Origin of the sequence: Burkholderia seminalis DSM 23518, assembly GCF_902832885.1 — a bacterium.
In the GTDB taxonomy this organism is placed as follows: domain Bacteria; phylum Pseudomonadota; class Gammaproteobacteria; order Burkholderiales; family Burkholderiaceae; genus Burkholderia; species Burkholderia seminalis.
Genome location: NZ_CADFDK010000010.1, coordinates 214,296 through 231,510, shown reverse-complemented (window position 1 = coordinate 231,510; position 17,215 = coordinate 214,296). Strand labels below are relative to the sequence as shown.

The following is a 17,215-nucleotide window of genomic DNA, read 5'->3' as shown; positions in this document are numbered from 1 at the left end:
CATCAAGCGCCCACACTTATCGGCTGTTAATTTTTAAAGAGCAATCTGCGAGGAACATCGTGTTTCCCGGCAGCGCTGCGTTTTCAGCAGCAGAGAAGCGAGATTATGAACCGTGTTTCGCAGCTCGTCAACAACTTTTTGCACTACGTCGTTGCGACCGCGGGGCTCAACTTCCGTACCGCCGAGGCCGTTCCCGCCAAGCCCCAACCGCACTGCTTCCCTTCCTTCCGCGCCGCGTTTCCGTAAGCGCGAAAGAGGCGTGATTCTATGCACCCGTCGGCAATCGCGCAAGGGGCTCGACGCAACTTTTTCTACGAAAGCCGCATTTCGGCCCGCCACGCATGTCCCGGCACGAGACCGCTTATGGTGCACAGAACGGACTAGAATGTGAGGTTCTTCGCCTCTTTCTATATACGTCTTTAATATGCGCCAGCGAATCGCCAAACGCCCCCCCCCCGATGCCGACAAACTGGTCGGTCTGTCGCTTGCGCTCTTCGCCTCGGGCAGCCGCATCGAGGATCGCTTCTGGGAAGCGAAGCTCGATGCGCTGCTCGCCAAGATCGTCCGCAACGGCAACCAGACCACGCTCGACGCAGCACTCGATCATCTTCAGCAGAATCACCCCGATGCGTACGGTGCACTGGCCGACATGGCCGAGACGCACAGCGAGTCGATGGTGATCGAGCACGACGGCCAGCCGTACGATGCGCTGCTGGTCGCGGTTCCAGTGCTCGCGTGGACGCGCTACATGATTCCGTCGGGTCCGCTCAAGGGCGACGTTACCGACGCGCTGCGAACGCACCTGCAGGCACACGTCCTCGCGAACGGCACGCTCGTCGGGCTGGCGCCGTTCCTCTACAGCATCGACCAGCTGCCGCGGCACCACGTCGAGACCTACCGCCTTGCGCAGCAGCTCGCGCATGCGGCGATCGGCCAGCACACGCCCAAACTGGGCTTCGGCGACCTGCCCGAAACGTCGCCGATCCTGGCCGATCCCCGCTTCCTCCTTGCGGTCGTCGCCGCGCCTGCCGGCGCGCCGCTGTTCCGCTGGCAGGAAGAGGAGAACGGCAGCCGGATCGAACGCGGCCAGTGTCTCGAGCAGTGGACGGCCCAGGGCGGCCCGAACCTGTCGATCGCCCTGCCCGGCTGCGAATTCGAATGCCTGCTTCCGGACGCGTACTACTCGGCCTGCCGCGATGCGGACGAGCGTATCCGTCCGCACACGGTACGAACGGCCATTCGTTATCTGTTTGACACACTTGGTGCGGCGCCGCAGGAGTTGCGCGCGGTGGTCGCCGGCTTCGGCGAACGCCGCATCGACGAGTATCGCGTCGGCTTCACGCGGCGCGCCAGCAACGACGTGATCTACGGCGTCGTCTGGCCGCTGTACGGCCGCGAAAACGGCGACGTGTCGATCGACAACGCGACGCTCGAAGACGAAGCGCCGATGGAAGGACCGCTCGAGGAAATCGTGAGCCTGCTGAAGGAATGCGGCGTAACCGACGTCCGCAGGCACGCGGGCCGCTTCGAACCGGAATACTGCGACGACTGCGGCGTGCCGCTCTACGCGGATCCGCTCGGCGAAATCGTCCATGCGGAAATGCCGGAAGACGCATCGCCCGCCCAGCCGCACTTCCACTGATCCGACGCCGCAGGCCGCCACGGCCTGTCGGTCCGAAGCCGCTCCCGGTTCCCGCCGGAGCGGCTTTTTTTCTTGTCCGATCCTTTTCCGCCCGAAATTTCGGACAACTCCTAAGCCTTTCAGCCTAGCAGACATCGTGTAAGGTCTTTGTCATGATCGGAATCAACGCATGCCCGACAGCAATCAATGACTCAACCTAACGGAGATTGAATATGCGGTTCCTGATGCTCAATTCAGACGCCGAGCGGCGTGATGGACTGAAGGCCCTGCTGCGGCAGATCGACCGTCACGCCAGCATCAACGATGCGCCCGACAGTTTCCAGGCGCGCCGCCTGCTGCGTGCCCAGCGCTTCGACCTCGTCGCGATCGACTGGCTCGACGTAGGCCGGCTCGGCGAGCTTCAGGCGATCTGCAGCGCGTGCTCCCCGACACCGGCCGCCGTGCTGGTCGACGAAGCGCCACCCGATGCCGTCCAGCGCTTCTTCAACCATGGTGTCGCGGGCGTGATCCCGCACTCCACGCGGCCGCACCTGATCGTGCGGGCGCTCGAGATCGTGCTGCTGGGCGGCCACTACATTCCGCCGAGCGCGCTGAGTCTGCTGCCCTCCGTGGCCGCGGCACGCCACGATGCCCATTTCCAGACGCTTGCCGGATCGCTTCCCCGCCGCCCGCCCAGCGGCCTCCTGTCGCCGCGGCAAGCGCAGATCATGCGCTTCGTCCACATGGGCAGCACGAACAAGATGATCGCCCGGACGCTCGGCATCAGCGAAGGCACCGTGAAGATCCACCTCGCCAGCATCTTCCAGCAGCTCGGTGCCGCAAACCGCGCCGCCGCGGTCGCGATCTACAACGGCTGGCTCTCGCCGCACCTCGAGGTGCTGCTGGCGAACCGCAACCGCGCACGCAAACCGAACATCGGCGAACGCGGTCCGGTTCCGCTGCGTGCACAACGGAACGACCATCCGTACCCATTGCCGGCCGTGAACGCCGGCACGCAAGACCTGCCACTCGCCGCCGAGCCACCAGCACGGTTCCGGCGCGGGCGCTAGGCAAACAGTCTCGATATTGCGACGGTCGGTATGTGTGGATTCCCACCTTTGATGCTCAACGAGTAATATGAACGCATGGGTTTTCTTTTCACACCGCTTCCGCTCTGGGTTGGCATCGGTGGCTGGATCGCCGCCGCGGCCCTGCTCGCGCTCGCGATCTGGAATCGCCCGTTCGTACGCCTGCAGGATGCCACGCTGCAGCACGTGTGGCTCGCGCTCGTCACCGCAATTTCGGTCCTCTGGGCATCGAATGCCTGGCTCGAAGACGGCATCGTCATGCATCTGCTTGGCGCCACGCTGCTCGTCACACTGTTCGACTGGACACTCGCGCTGATCGCAATGGGCGCCGTCACGGCGGTTGCCGCGATCATCTTCGACGCGCCGTGGCAGGGCATTGGCCTGACCTATCTGATCTACGGGGCGCTCCCTGTCGCCGTGTCGGCGTTGCTGCAGCGCGCCGCGCTCGCGTGGTTGCCGCACAACCTCGCATCGTTCATCACCGGGCAGGGGTTCCTGTCGCCGGCCATCGCGATCGTCGCGGTCGCCGCAGCGGCGGCCGGTGTCCAGCTCGCGCTCGCGGACGGCGTGCCCGTCGTCATTCCGGCCGGCTATCTACTGAACACCGCGCTGCTCGCGCTCGGCGAAGCGTGGTTCACCGGCATGGCGACGGCACTCATTGCCGTCTACCGCCCTGCGTGGGTCACGACCTTCGACGTCCGGCGCTATCGCCTCGGCGGCCCGCGCGCCTGAATTTCCTCCGGATTCACACACCGTCCACGCATGCCGCACGCCTCTTCCGCGGCGCGGCAGAACAGGCCGTCTACTGCCGCACAACTTTTTTACGCTAAGATTGAACTCCTGTTCTTCATCGGGCATCTATAGGAGCCCGATGTCTCATTCGCTCCTCACCAATAACCAGATGGACAGCTCACCTGCCTCGCTCCGGATTTTCCGGGCGCTCGGCAAGCTGGCAGCCTGTATCGCGGGCCTGTCGCTTGCGCTTCCCACACCGGCATTCGCCGACCTGCTCGACCAGCGCTCCGAACTGATCAACAAATTCGTCAACGAGATGCATGCCGATCCGCTCGCCGCCGATTGTGCGGCGCACGGCAGCTTCATCGCCAGTACCTCGACAGCGTTCGACCGCGTCGACTTCGCGCCGAACGCATTCGACAGCGGCAACGCGACGATCACGCCGTGGAACGACTCGTTCGACCAGGGCAAGCAGCGCGTGAAGGTCGACAACATCGTCACGGTCGACGGGCAAGGCATTCACAGCGACGGCAGCGACCCGACGCCGCTGAAATTCCGTTGCGGTTATGTCGGCCAGCAAATGCTCGCGTTCAGCTGGAACGACCCCGTCCCACCGCTGAAGCCGCGCGTGGAACGCTCGTCGTCGACGAAGAAGTTCAAGGGCAAGTCGCACCGCGGCAAGGCCAAGGCGAAGGCATCGGGCCGCACCGGCAAGAAGGCCGTGACCACGAAGAAATCGAGCGGCCAGAAGAAAGCCGTCAAGAAAAAAACCGCGAAGAAGTCCTGATACGACCGAGCGGCAACGACAGACGCAAAAAAGCCGGGGCATCCTGTGATGCCCCGGCTTTTTTCATATGACGACGATACGCTTACGCGAACGTGTCGACGTGCACCAGAATCGCGGCCAGCATCGCCGCGCCAAGCGCCGCGCTGCGCTCGCCGTTCCAGCCGACGCGCTCGTCGGGCAGGTTCGCGTTGTCCTTGAACGGCATCTCGAGCGTCAGCGACAGGCAACCGAACTGGTGGCCGATGTATTTCGACGCCAGCTTGAGCGCATCTTCCTTATACTTGCTTGCCGCATAGCCGTGCTCGGTCTGGAAGTCGGGACTCGCGACCTTGAACGCGTCGATGAACGCGGCCTGTTCCTTGCCCTGCTGCGCGGTAAAGCTCGGCAGCATCTCCGAACCGGCGACGAACACGTACGGCAGATCCTCGTCGCCGTGAATGTCGAAGAACATGTCGCAGCCGATCGCATGGATCGCGTCACGCACGGCCAGCACTTCGGGGCTGCGCTCGGCATCCGGCGCCATCCACTCGCGATTCAGGTTCGCGCCTGCCGCATTGGTGCGCAGGTTGCCATGCACGCTGCCGTCCGGGTTCATGTTCGGGACGATGTGGAACGTCACGCGATCGTAGAGCTTGCGCGCGACCGGATCGCCAGCCCAGTCGCCCCATCCCGCCAGCCGCTTGACGAGGCCCTCGACGAACCACTCGGCCATCGACTCGCCCGGATGCTGGCGCGCGATGATCCATACCTTCTTCTTCGGCGCGTCGCCGGTTTCCGGCGTGCCGAGCGTCAGCAGCGACATCGGACGGCCTTCGACCGTACGGCCAAGTTCGACGACGCTCGCCTGCGGCAGCTGCTGGACCGCGCCGAGAAACGCCGCATGACGCTCTTCCGAATACGGCTCGAAATACGCGTAGTAGATGCTGTCGAACTCCGGCGTATGGTCGATGGTCATCGTCTTGCCGTCGAACGTCGTCGGCACGCGAAACCAGTCGACCCGATCGTAGCTCGCCACCGCCTGGTAGTTGCGCCAGCCCGACGGATACGCGCATTCGGCCGCGTTCTCGAACGTCATCACGCACCGCTCGCCGCGCGCGCCCGTCAGCCGGTAGTAAAACCATTGCGCGAATTCCGAGCGATTGTCGCCGCGCACGCGCAGCCGGATCGCGTCGGGGCTGTCGCACGACACGACGTCGATCGCGCCTGCGTCGAAATTGCTGGTGATCGAAAGGGCCATCTGTCTCTCCTTTGTCGATCGGCGTGAGCGCTTTGACGCTCGCACCGGTCCCATGTAAAGCGGGCGGCCGAACGCACGGTATGCCGCGCGCCGGGCCTCATGCACGTGCCGGCCGTCTCGTGAACGGCCGGCCGGGTCACTCGCCGACTCGCCGGCGATATACGTACGTCGAATCGTTCGACGCAGCCGCGTCGAACGCATAGCCTTCCGTCGCAAAATCCTTCAGTGCCTTCGGGTCGGCAATCCGGTTCTCGACGACAAAACGCGCCATCAGCCCGCGCGCGCGCTTCGCATGGAAGCTGATGATCTTGTAGCGGCCGCCCTTCCAGTCCTCGAACACCGGCGTGACGACCGGCGCGGCCAGCAGCTTCGGCTTGACCGACTTGAAGTATTCGGTCGACGCGCAGTTGACCAGCACACGCGCCGCGCCGCTGCGCGTCTCGAGCTGCTCGTTCAGCGCCCGCGTGATGCGGTCGCCCCAGAACGCGTACAGATCCTTGCCGCGCGCGTTCGCGAAGCGCGTGCCCATCTCGAGCCGGTACGGCTGCAGCAGGTCGAGCGGACGCAGCAATCCGTACAGGCCCGACAGCACGCGCACGTGCTGCTGCGCATAGTCGAGATCGGCCGACGACAGCGATTTCGCGTCGAAACCTTCATAGACGTCGCCGTTGAACGCGAGCACGGCCTGCTTCGCATTGGCCGGCGTGAAGGACCGCGACCAGTCGGCATAGCGCTGGAAATTCAGGCGCGCAAGCGGATCGGAGATATCCATCAGCGTCGCGATGTCCTGCGGCGACAGCTTGCGCAGGCCGTCGATCAGCTCGGACGCGTCGTCGACGAATGCAGGCTTCGTGTAAGACTGGACGTGCGCGGGCGTATCGTAGTCGAGGGATTTGGCTGGAGAGAGAACGATTATCATAGAGGCTCGCTGGCACGCCGTGCCTTGCGGTCAGACGAAAACCACCGATTGTAACGAATGACCCGCTCTCTCGCCCCGCACGCCGCGCACCGCGTCGTGCTCGACTCGAACGTCTGGATCGACATCCTCGTATTCGACGACCCCGCTACGCGCCCGATCCGGGCCGCGCTGGAAAGCGGCGCGCTTGCCGCCGTGATCGACGGCCGCTGCCTGACCGAGCTCGAATACGTGCTCGACTATCCGCAGTTCCAGTCGCGCGCGATCGACAAGGCGGCCGCACTCGCGACCGTCGCCCGCCTCGCGAGCCTCGTCGAGCCGCCGCCTGTCGACGCCGACGCGCCGCCGCTGCCGAAGTGCAAGGACCGCGACGACCAGAAGTTTCTCGAACTTGCCCGCGCCGCGCAGGCCGAGTGGCTCGTATCGAAAGACCGCGCGCTGCTGAAACTCGCGAAGCGCACCGCACGCGACTTCGGCTTCCGGATCGCGCAGCCCGCGCCGTTTGCCGAGGCCTGCGCGCTCGACGCCGCACCGGACACGACGACCACGCCGGCCTGACCTGCGCCGCACCACCCGAATCCGACCGTATCGATGAACGCTCCTTCAGACATGCCAACGACTCCCGTTTTCCCCTCGCGCCTGCCGAACGTCGGCACGACGATCTTCACGGTCATGAGCGCGCTTGCCGCCGAAAAAGGCGCGGTGAACCTCGGCCAGGGCTTCCCGGATTTCGATTGCGATCCGCGCATCGTCGATGCGGTCGCGACCGCGATGCGCAACGGGCACAACCAGTATCCGCCGATGGCCGGCGTCGCACCGCTGCGCGACGCGATCGCCGACAAGATCGCGCAGGTCTATGGCCGGCGCTACGATCCGGCCACCGAGATCACGGTGACGGCCGGCGCGACGCAGGCGCTGCTGACGGCGATCCTGTGCGCGGTGCATCCGGGCGATGAAGTGATCGTCGTCGAACCGACCTACGACAGCTACCTGCCGTCGATCGAGCTCGCGGGCGGCAAGCCCGTGTTCGTCACGCTCGAGGCGCCCGATTATGCGATCCCGTTCGACCGCCTCGCGGCCGCGATCACGCCGAAAACGCGAATGATCCTGATCAATACGCCGCACAACCCGACGGGTACCGTGTGGCGCGAGGCGGACATGCGCAAGCTCGCGGACATCGTGCGCGGCACCAACGTGCTGATCCTGTCCGACGAAGTGTACGAGCACATGGTCTACGACGGTGCACGCCACGAAAGCGTTGCGCGCTACCCGGAACTCGCCGCACGCAGCTTCATCGTGTCGAGCTTCGGCAAGACCTATCACGTGACGGGCTGGAAGGTCGGCTACGTCGCGGCGCCTGCCGCGCTGACCGCGGAATTCCGCAAGGTCCACCAGTTCAACGTCTTCACGGTGAACACGCCGATGCAGATCGGGCTCGCCGACTACCTGCGCGACCCGGCACCGTATCTGTCGCTGGCCGGTTTCTACCAGAAGAAGCGCGACTTCTTCCGTGCGGGCCTCGAGCGCACGCGCTTCAAGCTGCTGCCGTGCACGGGCACGTACTTTCAGTGCGTCGATTACTCGGCGATCAGCGACCTGCCCGAGGCGGAATTCTCGAAGTGGCTCACGTCGGAGATCGGCGTGGCCGCCATTCCGGTGTCGGCGTTCTATCACGAGCCGCATGAATCGGGCGTCGTACGCTTCTGCTTCGCGAAGCAGGAAAGCACGCTCGCGTCCGCGCTCGAACGGCTCGCCCGCCTGTAAATCCCGTATGGGCGGCCCCCGCCGCCCTGCCGGAACCGCGCTTACGAGCGCGCGACGCGCGTCGCTTCGATATACGCCTTGCGCTCGGCGGCCACGCGCTGCGCGGCCGGACGCTCGCCGACCTGCTTCGCGTGCGCCTTCCAGTCGATGCCGGCGTCGAGCAGGAAATCGCGCCCGAATATCGCCTTCGTCGCCATCCCGATGACCGGCAGATGAACCCACGCGGCGATGTCCGCGAGGCCGAACGACTCGCCGAGCACATACGGCGAAAACCGCGTCATCTGCTTGAACGCATCGATCGCGCGCGGCAGGCGCTTCTCGACGTGCGCCTTCGTCCCGTCGCTGACCTTGCCGCCGAAAAATGCCTCCGTATAGACCTCGCGCGTCATCCATTCGAGATACAGCTCGAGCGTCTCGACCAGTTCGCGCACCTTCGCGGCCGCGAACGGACTCGCCGGGAAAATGCCTTTTTCGGGATAGCGCGCGGCCAGGTATTCGACGATCGCCTGCGACTCGAACAATGCGCCTTCCTCGGTCTTCAGGAACGGAATCTTGCCGAGCGGCGAATCGACGAGCCGGGCCGGATCGCTGATCGGCAAACCGCACACCGACTCCTCGAACGGAATGTCGTGCTCGAGCAGCACGAACTTCACCTTGTTGTAATAGTTGGACAACGGCATACCGCACAGCTGTAGCATCAGGGTCTCCTTCCTTGCTGAAGCGCGGCCGTAACGGTGCCGGCCGCATCGAGATTCGTCGCGCCGAAAAGCACGTTCGTGCTAGTCTAAAGCAAGTTTTGCGTTCGTCACGACAACATTACATCCGCTGCGGCAGCCATTCCGGCTGTTCGCGCAACATGCGCGGCGCAGCCGCCCCGCCATCCGATGGAGACACGCTCGCATGAGTGCTGAACTGCTGGCCTCGCGTCCGCCCGAGAGCGATTCGACGCTCGTCCTCACGCTGTCCAATCCCGGCGCGCGCAATGCGCTGCATCCCGACATGTACGCGGCCGGCATCGAGGCGATTGCCACCGCCGATCGCGATCCCGCGATTCGAGCAGTCGTCCTGACCGGTGCCGATCGCTTCTTCTGCGCGGGCGGCAACCTGAACCGGCTGCTCGAGAACCGTTCGAAGGATCCGTCCTACCAGGCCGACAGCATCGACCAGCTCGCCGCTTGGGTCACGGCGATCCGCGCGTCGACGAAACCGGTGATCGCAGCCGTCGAAGGCGCCGCGGCCGGCGCGGGTTTCTCGCTCGCGCTCGCGTGCGACCTGATCGTCGCCGCGCACGACGCGAAATTCGTGATGTCGTATGCGCGTGTGGGCCTCACGCCGGACGGCGGCGGTTCGTGGTTCCTCGCGCGCGCACTGCCGCGCGCGATGGCGGCCGAACTTCTGTTCGAAGGCAAGCCGGTCACGGCCGAACGCCTGCATGCGCTCGGCGTCGTCAACCGGCTCGCCGTGCCCGGCGCGGCACTGACCGACGCGCTCGCGTGGGCCGACGCACTCGCCGGCATCTCGCCGAACGCCCTCACACGCATCAAGTCGCTGCTCGACGATGCGACGACGCAATCGCTCGAACCGCATCTCGGTACCGAGCGCGATCATTTCGTCGCGTCGCTGCATCATGCGGACGGGCTCGAAGGCATCACCGCGTTTCTCGAGAAACGCCAGCCGCGTTACAAGCGCTGATCGAGCCAGCCTTCTCCCGTGACGACGCGACGCCGCCCGGTCGTAACGGCGCTCGATACCGCGCAAGAAATGCACTGACGCACGTCGCGCCCGACGTCGGCGGCGCGCTTCACGCCGCCTGCGCACACGCATCGCCAGGCACGTTTCCGTCGCCAGCAGCCCGCGTCGATCCATGCTCTAATGTCCGCCTGTCGCGGCGCCCCCGGCGCCGTTTTCGCGCATGCAACCGAGGAGTTGACGATGATCGACGTCTATAGCTGGGCGACCCCGAACGGCCACAAGGTGCACATCATGCTCGAGGAAACGGGCCTCGCATACCGTGCACATCCGGTCGATATCGGCGCAGGCGACCAGTTCAAGCCCGACTTCCTGAAGATCAGCCCGAACAACAAGATCCCGGCCATCGTCGATCCGGACGGTCCCGGCGGCAAACCGATCTCGCTGTTCGAATCGGGCGCGATCCTGATCTATCTCGCGGAGAAGACCGGCAAGTTCCTGCCGACCGATCCGGCCGCGCGCTATGCAACGCTCGAGTGGCTGATGTTCCAGATGGGCGGCGTCGGCCCGATGCTCGGGCAGGCGCACCACTTCCGCCTGTACGCGCCGGAGAAGATCGAATACGCGGTCAACCGCTACACGAACGAAGCGAAACGCCTGTACAACGTGATGGACAAACGCCTCGGCGAATCCGAATATCTCGCGGGCGACGCGTACACGATCGCAGACATTGCGACGTTCCCGTGGACGCGTTCGTGGCAAAACCAGGGCATCGTGCTCGACGAGTTGCCGAACGTGAAGCGCTGGTACGACGCGATCGCCGCGCGACCCGCCGTGCAGCGCGGCGTCGAGGTGCTCGCGTCGATGCGCAAGGCACTGCAGGACGACAAGGCTCGAGAAGTGCTGTTCGGCGCGACGCAGTACGCGAAGCACTGACACGCAGGTGACGGACGGGGCGGCAAGCGTGCCTGCCGCCCCGCGCGTCAGAAGTAGTGCAGCGTGATGAACTCCGCCGCGCACACCAGCAGCGGCGCATCGGGACGCTCGACCTGGATCGACACCGACCACGTCACCTGCACCCCGCCCTGCGCGGCGCCGGCGGTTTCCTTCACCGCGAAGAGCGCACGCACGCGTGCACCGACCGGCACCGGCTTCAGGAATCGCACGCGATTCAGCCCGTAGTTCACGCCCATCTTCTGCTCGAAGCGCATCGCATCGGTCATCAACGCGGGAATCAGCGACAGCGTCAGGAACCCGTGCGCGATCGGTCCGCCGAACGGCGACTCGCGTCGGGCGCGCTCGGGATCGACGTGAATCCATTGATGATCGCCGGTCGCGTCGGCGAAACCGTCGACGCGATGCTGGTCGATCGCGATCCAGCCGCTCGCGAGCGGCTCTGCGCCGACCCGTGCCTGCAACGCCTCGGCCGACGCGATCAGCGGCAAGGTCACGTCCGTCATGCGCTCGCCCCTCCCGGATGGCGCAGCCCGAAAAGCACCTTCGTATGCACGCTGATCACCGTCTCGCCGGCTTCGTTCACGCCGACCCACTCCGTCGACACGATGCCGCGGTCAGGCTTGCTCTCCGACACGCGCTTGTCGTGAACCTTCTGGTACATCGTGATCGTGTCGCCGGCCCGCACCGGCTTGAGCCAGCGGATCGAGTCGATGCCCGGCGAGCCCATGCTGGTCGAATCCGGCCCGAGCTTCCGGACGAGCAGGCTCATGAACACCGAGCACGTATGCCAGCCGCTCGCGACGAGGCCGCCGAAATGCGATGCCTTCCCGGCCGCCTCGTCGAGATGGAACGGTTGCGGATCGTAGCGCTGCGCGAACGCCTTGATGTCGTCGGGCTCGAACGTGTAGCGGCCCACTTCGGTCGTGCTGCCGACCACCAGGTCTTCGTAACTGATACCCACTTGCAAGTCTCCTTGTCTGGCGCGCTCGCGCGTCGCCGTCATGCCGCGTCGGCCTGCGCGAAATCGGGCAGCGCCGCGATCCGGGCAAGATGATGGTCGGTGTCGCCGAGCGTCGTCTCGATGATCGTCAGCCGCTTGAACAAATGCGCGGCGGCGACCTCGTTGGTCACGCCCATGCCACCATGCAACTGAATGGCCTGCTGGCCGACGAAACGCGCGGCCGCGCCGACACGTGCCTTCGCGGCGGACACGGCCTTGCGCCGCGCATCGGCGTCGCCGCTCGCGTAGCGCACCGCCGCCAGATAGGTCAGCGAGCGCGCCTGCTCCGCATGGATCAGCATGTCGACCATCCGGTGCTGCAGTGCCTGAAAACGCGCGATCGGCACGCCGAACTGCTCGCGCGTCTTCGTGTATTCGACCGTCGCGCGATTCAGCTCGTCGAGTGCGCCGACCGCTTCCGCGCACAGCAGGAACGTCGCGTAATCGGCAACCTGCTCGAGCGCCGCCGCGTCGCGCGCACCGCCCGTCAGCAGCCGGGCCGGCGTTGCGTTGAATTCGATCGTCGCGGCACGCTGGCCGTCGATCGTCCGGTAGTCGCTCACCTTCGCGTTCGCCGCGTCGCGTTCGACGACGAACAGGCCGATGCCGCCGCCATCGACACGCGCGGGCACGATCCACGCATGCGCCTGTGCGCCGTGCTGAACGACCGACTTGATGCCGGTCAGCCGGTACGTGCCGCCGTGCTCGCGCGCATGCGTGTCGAGCTCGTACAAATCGTAGCGCGCCTGCGGCTCATGGAACGCAACCGCCAGCCGTTTCTGTCCCTGCGCCACCGCCTCCAGCAACGCGGCATCGTCGCCCGCGCCGGAGCCGGCGATGCGCAGTGCCTCGACGCCGACCGCCGTGGCCCAGTACGGCTCGATCACGAGCGCGCGGCCGAGCTCCTGCATCACGACCAGCATGTCGACCGGACCGCCGCCGAAGCCGCCCTGGGCGTCGGGCACCGGCAATGCGGTCAACCCCAGTTCGGTGAATGCGCGCCATTGCGCGTCCGAGACGCCCGTGTCGCCGCGCACGATCGCCTGACGCGCGTCGAAGCCGTATTGCTCGCCGAGATACCGGCGCAGCGCGTCGGCGAACTGCTGCTGCTCATCGGTAAAGCTGAAATCCATGGTTGTCTCCGTTCCCTGATCACAGCCCCAGAATCATCTGCGCGATGATGTTCTTCTGGATCTCGTTCGAGCCACCGTAGATCGACGTCTTCCGGTAATTGAAGTAGTACGCGGCAAGCGGCGCCGCATCGTCGTCGCCCGCGATGCTGTGCTCGCGCTCGCCGTCGAGGAACGGCACGTCGAACGGCGCGGCGAGCGGGCCGATCGCATCGACCATCAGTTCGGTGAGCGCCTGCTGCACCTCGGTGCCCTTGATCTTCAGCATCGATGCCTCGGGGCCGGGGCCCTTGCCGCTCGTCTCGCGGCTGACGACACGCAGCACCGTCACCTCGAGCGCCATCAGCTCGACTTCGAGCGCCGCGACCTTCGCGGCAAATACCGGATCGGCGAGCAACGGCTTGCCGTTCTTGCGCTGGTTCGACGCCACGCGCTTCAGGAACGCGAGCTCGCGTTTCGACGCACCGACGCGTGCGATGCCGGTGCGCTCGTGGCCGAGCAGGTATTTCGCGTAGGTCCAGCCGCGGTTCTCGTCGCCGACGAGGTTCTCGACCGGCACCTTCACGTCCTCGAAGAACACTTCGTTGACCTCGTGGTCCTCGTCGAGCATGACGATCGGGCGCACGGTGATGCCGGGCGTCTTCATGTCGATCAGCAGGAACGAGATGCCCTCCTGCTTCTTCGCGGCCGGATCGGTCCGGACGAGGCAGAACATCATGTCGGCGTGCTGGCCGAGCGTCGTCCAGGTCTTCTGGCCGTTGACGACGTAGTGGTCGCCATGGCGCTCGGCGCGCGTGCGCAGCGATGCGAGATCGGACCCCGAACCGGGCTCCGAGTAACCCTGGCACCACCAGTCGGAACCGTCGAGTATGCGCGGCAGATAGTGGCGTTTCTGCGCCTCGCTGCCGTACTTCATCAGCACCGGTGCGACCATCGACACGCCGAACGGCAGCACGGTGGGCGCGCCGATCCGCGCGCACTCCTCATCCCAGATGTGTCGCTGCGTCGCGTTCCAGCCCGGGCCGCCGTATTCGACGGGCCACGCGGGCGCGGACCAGCCGCGCTGGCCGAGAATCCGGTGCCAGCTCGCGAAATCCTCGCGGTCGAGTCGTTTGTGATCGAGTACTTTGGCGCGCAGCGCGTGAGGCAGGTTGGCCTCGAGCCAGGCGCGGACGTCGGCGCGGAACGCGTCGTCGGCGGGGGAATAATCCAGATCCATGCGCAGTGTCTCCTGTCGGCCGGAGTGCGCGCTTCAGCGGTTGCTCCGGTCTCATGCAGACGCTCGCCGCGGCCGTCCGCCCCGGCAAGGATCCGCTGCATGCGTCATTGCAGCGGTTCTTTCAGCGCGGCAGGAATCGGCAGCGGCATCACGTCGATGCCTTCTTCGGCCAAGGATTGCGCATCTTCCGGCGTCGTGACGCCACGAATGCTGCGTGCGGGCGCCTCGTTGTAATGGATGCGCCGCGCTTCCTCGGCGAAGCGCTCGCCCACATTCTCGGTTTTCTCCAGCACCTCGCGCAGCGCACGCATCACCTGCGCCTGCAGCGCACGCGGATCGGCCGGCCGGGCCTGCGTCGCGCCCGACAAGTTCAGGCGCGGCGCCGACGGCAGACGGTTGACCTCGGTCGTTCCGCACACCGGACATTCGACCAGCTTGCGGGACAACTGCGCTTCGAATTCATCGGCGGAAGCGAACCAGCCTTCGAACCGATGACCGTGCGGGCACTGTAAATCGAGGACCTTCATGCTGAATCAGGGCGTGTGACGAGTGTAGCGCAAATTGCGGTTTTGTGAACGATCGTGCTAAATCCCGATCGCGCGGGACGAATGCACCGCGTCACCGGATTGTAACGCGGCGCCCCGCCCGCCGTTGGCGCGACGCTCAGGGCGTCAGGACCGGCCCGAGCGGCCAGGCGCCGGACAGCACCTTGTCGAGCCACATCATGCCGATGATCGTCTTCACGTCGGTGATCTGGCCCGTGCGCACCCACTCCTGCAGGTCGGCCTGCGTCGCGGTGAAGGTCTCGAGGAATTCGCCTTCGTCGAGCTTGCGCTCGCCGGCCGTCAGCCCACGCGCAAGGTACAGGTCGATGAATTCGGTCGAATAGGAAATGATCGGGTGAATGCGGGCCAGGAACACGTATTCACGCGCCGTGTAGCCCGTTTCCTCGCGCAGTTCGCGCACCGCGCACGCGAGCGCGCCTTCGTCCGGATCGAGCTTGCCGGCCGGGAATTCGGCCATCACCTTGCCGATCGGATAGCGATACTGGCTTTCCATCAGCACGCGGCCGTCGTCGAACAGCGGGATCACCATCACCGCGCCCGGATGCTGGACGTATTCGCGCGTGGCCTTCTTGCCGTCCGGCAGACGGACGGTGTCGCGCTTGAGCTTGAGGAACGCGCCTTCGAAAATCGCCTCGCTCTCGAGGCAGGTTTCGGTCAGTGCGGCGTCGTGATTGGGTAGTTCGGCCATCGGCGGCTCCTGGATGAGCACGACGGACGGCCGGGGGCCGTCAGCGTCGTTTGACGAGATACTGGAACGTGAAGCCGGGGAACGCGAACACGACGAACAGACTGAACGTGATCGCGTAAAACTGCCAGCCCTGTTCAAAGCGGTTGCCGGCACGCGATTCGAGCCAGAAGCCGAGCGCGCCGACGATGAAATACAGCACGATCAGCTCGCCGATCCGCACCCACGCGCTCTTCTTCGCCGCGCCGAACGGCACGACGGCGAAGAGGCGTTGGTTCAGGAACGGGAGGTTGGCGCATACGAGCGCCAACAGCACGATAAACCAGCCGGCTGCCGACATTACAGCGGCAGCGTGTGACGAATTGCCTGCAGGCAGGCCGTCAGCAGCGGGCTCGGAATCAGGCCGAGCACGACGACCGCCAAGCCGTTCAGCACGAGGATCGTGCGCTTGCAGAAATCACCCGTGATCGGCGTCGAATCCTGCGGTGCATCGAAATACATCAGCTTCACGATGCGCAGGTAGTAGAACGCGCCGAACAGCGACGTGATCACGGCCAGCACGGCCAGCCACGTGAGGCCCGCGTTGACGGTCGCCTCGAGCACGGCCAGCTTCGCATAGAAGCCGACGGTCGGCGGGATGCCGGCCAGCGAGAACATCATGACCATCATCACGAACGCGAACACCGGGCTGCGCTTGTTGAGGCCCTTGAAGTCGTCGATCGTTTCCGCTTCGAAATCGCGGCGTGCGAGCAGCATCACCACGCCGAACGAGCCGAGCGTCGTGATCAGGTAGACGATCGCGTAGAACATCGCCGAGCTGTAGGCGTTCGCCGGTGCCGCCGCGTCGCCCTTCACAATGCCCGCGAGCAGGCCGAGCAGCACGAAGCCCATGTTCGAGATCGCCGAGTAGGCGAGCATCCGCTTGATGTTGCGCTGGACGATACCGGTGATGTTGCCGACGATCAGCGACAGCGCGGCGAGGATCACGAGCGCGGTCTGCCAGTTCTGAGCGAGCGGCAGCAGGCCCATCACCAGGAAACGCAGGCCCCACGCGAAGGCGGCAACCTTCGGGCCGCCGCCGACGAACAGCGTCATCGCGGTCGGTGCGCCCTGGTAGACGTCCGGCACCCACATGTGGAACGGCACGGCACCCAGCTTGAACGCGATACCGGCGACGATGAAGACCACGCCGAACATCAGCACGGCCGCGTCGGTGTTGCCGCCGACGGCCTTGTACACCTCGCCCAGCTCGAGCGAGCCGGTCGCGCCGTAGAGCATCGAGATGCCGTACAGCACGAAGCCCGACGCGAGCGCGCCCAGCACGTAGTACTTCATCGCGGCTTCGCTCGACTGCGCGGCGTCGCGGCGCAGCGCGATCACGGCATACAGCGACAGCGACATCAGTTCGAGACCGAGGTACAGCGTCAGGAAGTTGTTGCCCGACACCATGACCAGCTGGCCGAGCAGCGAGAACATGCCGAGCAGGAACACGTCGCCGCGGAACATGTCGCGATCTTCGAGGTACTTGCGCGAATAGACCAGCGAGACCGCGAAACCGAACGACACGACGGCCTTCATCGTGCTCGCGAACGAGTCGACGACGACCATCTTCGAGAAGAAGTAGTACTGCTGCGGGTCGAGTGCCTGCACCGCGAACCACACGCCCGCGACGACCGACGAAACGACCGCGATCAGATAGGTCAGGCGGCGGCCGGAAGCACCGGTAAAGGTGTCGTTCAGCCATGCGACGACGATGGCGGCCATCACCAGCGCGTCAGGCAACAGGACATTCATAGGAGCATTCATGATCTTGGTTTCCTC

Annotated in this window: 19 protein-coding genes; 8 read left to right on the top strand and 11 right to left on the bottom strand. The window is 65.3% G+C overall.

Features of this window, described 5'->3' with window-relative positions; genetic code table 11:
• The first annotated feature begins 424 nt into the window (after nt 1-424).
• The 4 genes from HWX00_RS27045 to HWX00_RS27030 all read left to right on the top strand — a co-directional run bounded on the left by HWX00_RS27045 (nt 425) and on the right by HWX00_RS27030 (nt 4,231).
• Nucleotides 425-1,642, top strand: a complete 1,218-nt coding sequence (locus tag HWX00_RS27045) for a DUF2863 family protein (protein ID WP_175028767.1) — start codon at nt 425-427, stop codon at nt 1,640-1,642.
• A gap of 212 nt (nt 1,643-1,854) precedes the next feature.
• Complete coding sequence (locus tag HWX00_RS27040; RefSeq protein WP_034190825.1) at nt 1,855-2,691, top strand: response regulator transcription factor; 837 nt, start codon at nt 1,855-1,857, stop codon at nt 2,689-2,691.
• 75 nt (nt 2,692-2,766) lie between these two features.
• Nucleotides 2,767-3,441: an energy-coupling factor ABC transporter permease gene (locus HWX00_RS27035; protein ID WP_034190824.1), complete on the top strand. Its 675-nt coding sequence runs from the start codon at nt 2,767-2,769 to the stop codon at nt 3,439-3,441.
• A 139-nt stretch (nt 3,442-3,580) separates the two neighbouring features.
• Nucleotides 3,581-4,231 carry a BspC domain-containing protein gene (locus tag HWX00_RS27030; RefSeq protein ID WP_049028785.1) on the top strand — a complete coding sequence of 217 codons (651 nt, stop codon included), beginning with the start codon at nt 3,581-3,583 and terminating at the stop codon, nt 4,229-4,231.
• 82 nt (nt 4,232-4,313) lie between these two features.
• On the opposite strand, the gene HWX00_RS27025 is transcribed toward HWX00_RS27030, so the two are convergent.
• Entirely contained in the window at nt 4,314-5,468 is a 1,155-nt protein-coding gene (locus tag HWX00_RS27025; protein ID WP_069705544.1) for a M14 family metallopeptidase, read from the bottom strand.
• 136 nt (nt 5,469-5,604) lie between these two features.
• The gene (gene yaaA / locus HWX00_RS27020; protein WP_034190821.1) at nt 5,605-6,387 is read right to left on the bottom strand and encodes a peroxide stress protein YaaA; all 783 of its coding nucleotides are present in this window, start codon (nt 6,385-6,387) and stop codon (nt 5,605-5,607) included.
• A gap of 57 nt (nt 6,388-6,444) precedes the next feature.
• On the opposite strand from yaaA, the gene HWX00_RS27015 reads away from it, so the two are divergent.
• Together HWX00_RS27015 and HWX00_RS27010 are read left to right on the top strand one after the other, a co-directional pair.
• Nucleotides 6,445-6,942: a putative toxin-antitoxin system toxin component, PIN family gene (locus tag HWX00_RS27015; protein WP_034190820.1), complete on the top strand. Its 498-nt coding sequence runs from the start codon at nt 6,445-6,447 to the stop codon at nt 6,940-6,942.
• A 33-nt stretch (nt 6,943-6,975) separates the two neighbouring features.
• On the top strand, nt 6,976-8,148 hold the full coding sequence (locus HWX00_RS27010; RefSeq protein WP_034190819.1) for a pyridoxal phosphate-dependent aminotransferase: 1,173 nt from the start codon (nt 6,976-6,978) through the stop codon (nt 8,146-8,148).
• Between the two features lie 41 nt (nt 8,149-8,189).
• Here the strand turns inward: HWX00_RS27010 and HWX00_RS27005 are convergent, their stop codons facing one another.
• Nucleotides 8,190-8,846 carry a glutathione S-transferase family protein gene (locus HWX00_RS27005; protein ID WP_049028783.1) on the bottom strand — a complete coding sequence of 219 codons (657 nt, stop codon included), beginning with the start codon at nt 8,844-8,846 and terminating at the stop codon, nt 8,190-8,192.
• Between the two features lie 202 nt (nt 8,847-9,048).
• On the opposite strand from HWX00_RS27005, the gene HWX00_RS27000 reads away from it, so the two are divergent.
• Together HWX00_RS27000 and HWX00_RS26995 are read left to right on the top strand one after the other, a co-directional pair.
• Entirely contained in the window at nt 9,049-9,840 is a 792-nt protein-coding gene (locus tag HWX00_RS27000; RefSeq protein WP_034190817.1) for an oxepin-CoA hydrolase, alternative type, read from the top strand.
• Between the two features lie 240 nt (nt 9,841-10,080).
• Nucleotides 10,081-10,773 carry a glutathione binding-like protein gene (locus HWX00_RS26995; protein WP_034190816.1) on the top strand — a complete coding sequence of 231 codons (693 nt, stop codon included), beginning with the start codon at nt 10,081-10,083 and terminating at the stop codon, nt 10,771-10,773.
• 47 nt (nt 10,774-10,820) lie between these two features.
• On the opposite strand, the gene HWX00_RS26990 is transcribed toward HWX00_RS26995, so the two are convergent.
• The 8 genes from HWX00_RS26990 to nuoN all read right to left on the bottom strand — a co-directional run bounded on the left by HWX00_RS26990 (nt 10,821) and on the right by nuoN (nt 17,188).
• Nucleotides 10,821-11,297 carry a MaoC family dehydratase gene (locus tag HWX00_RS26990; protein WP_034190815.1) on the bottom strand — a complete coding sequence of 159 codons (477 nt, stop codon included), beginning with the start codon at nt 11,295-11,297 and terminating at the stop codon, nt 10,821-10,823.
• A complete protein-coding gene (locus HWX00_RS26985) occupies nt 11,294-11,755 on the bottom strand; it encodes a MaoC family dehydratase (protein WP_034190838.1) in 462 nt (153 codons plus the stop codon). Before HWX00_RS26985 ends, HWX00_RS26990 begins: the two co-directional genes overlap by 4 nt.
• 38 nt (nt 11,756-11,793) lie before the next feature.
• Nucleotides 11,794-12,927 carry an acyl-CoA dehydrogenase family protein gene (locus HWX00_RS26980; RefSeq protein ID WP_175028766.1) on the bottom strand — a complete coding sequence of 378 codons (1,134 nt, stop codon included), beginning with the start codon at nt 12,925-12,927 and terminating at the stop codon, nt 11,794-11,796.
• A gap of 19 nt (nt 12,928-12,946) precedes the next feature.
• Nucleotides 12,947-14,143, bottom strand: coding sequence for an acyl-CoA dehydrogenase family protein (locus HWX00_RS26975; RefSeq protein WP_034190813.1), 1,197 nt, complete (start codon nt 14,141-14,143; stop codon nt 12,947-12,949).
• Between the two features lie 104 nt (nt 14,144-14,247).
• Nucleotides 14,248-14,670 carry a DUF1178 family protein gene (locus HWX00_RS26970; protein ID WP_034190812.1) on the bottom strand — a complete coding sequence of 141 codons (423 nt, stop codon included), beginning with the start codon at nt 14,668-14,670 and terminating at the stop codon, nt 14,248-14,250.
• A 136-nt stretch (nt 14,671-14,806) separates the two neighbouring features.
• Nucleotides 14,807-15,397: an NUDIX domain-containing protein gene (locus tag HWX00_RS26965; RefSeq protein WP_034190811.1), complete on the bottom strand. Its 591-nt coding sequence runs from the start codon at nt 15,395-15,397 to the stop codon at nt 14,807-14,809.
• Nucleotides 15,398-15,437: 40 nt separating this feature from the next.
• Nucleotides 15,438-15,734, bottom strand: coding sequence for a DUF2818 family protein (locus HWX00_RS26960; protein WP_034190810.1), 297 nt, complete (start codon nt 15,732-15,734; stop codon nt 15,438-15,440).
• Entirely contained in the window at nt 15,734-17,188 is a 1,455-nt protein-coding gene (gene nuoN, locus HWX00_RS26955) for an NADH-quinone oxidoreductase subunit NuoN (protein ID WP_175028768.1), read from the bottom strand. Before nuoN ends, HWX00_RS26960 begins: the two co-directional genes overlap by 1 nt.
• Between the last annotated feature and the right edge of the window lie 27 nt (nt 17,189-17,215).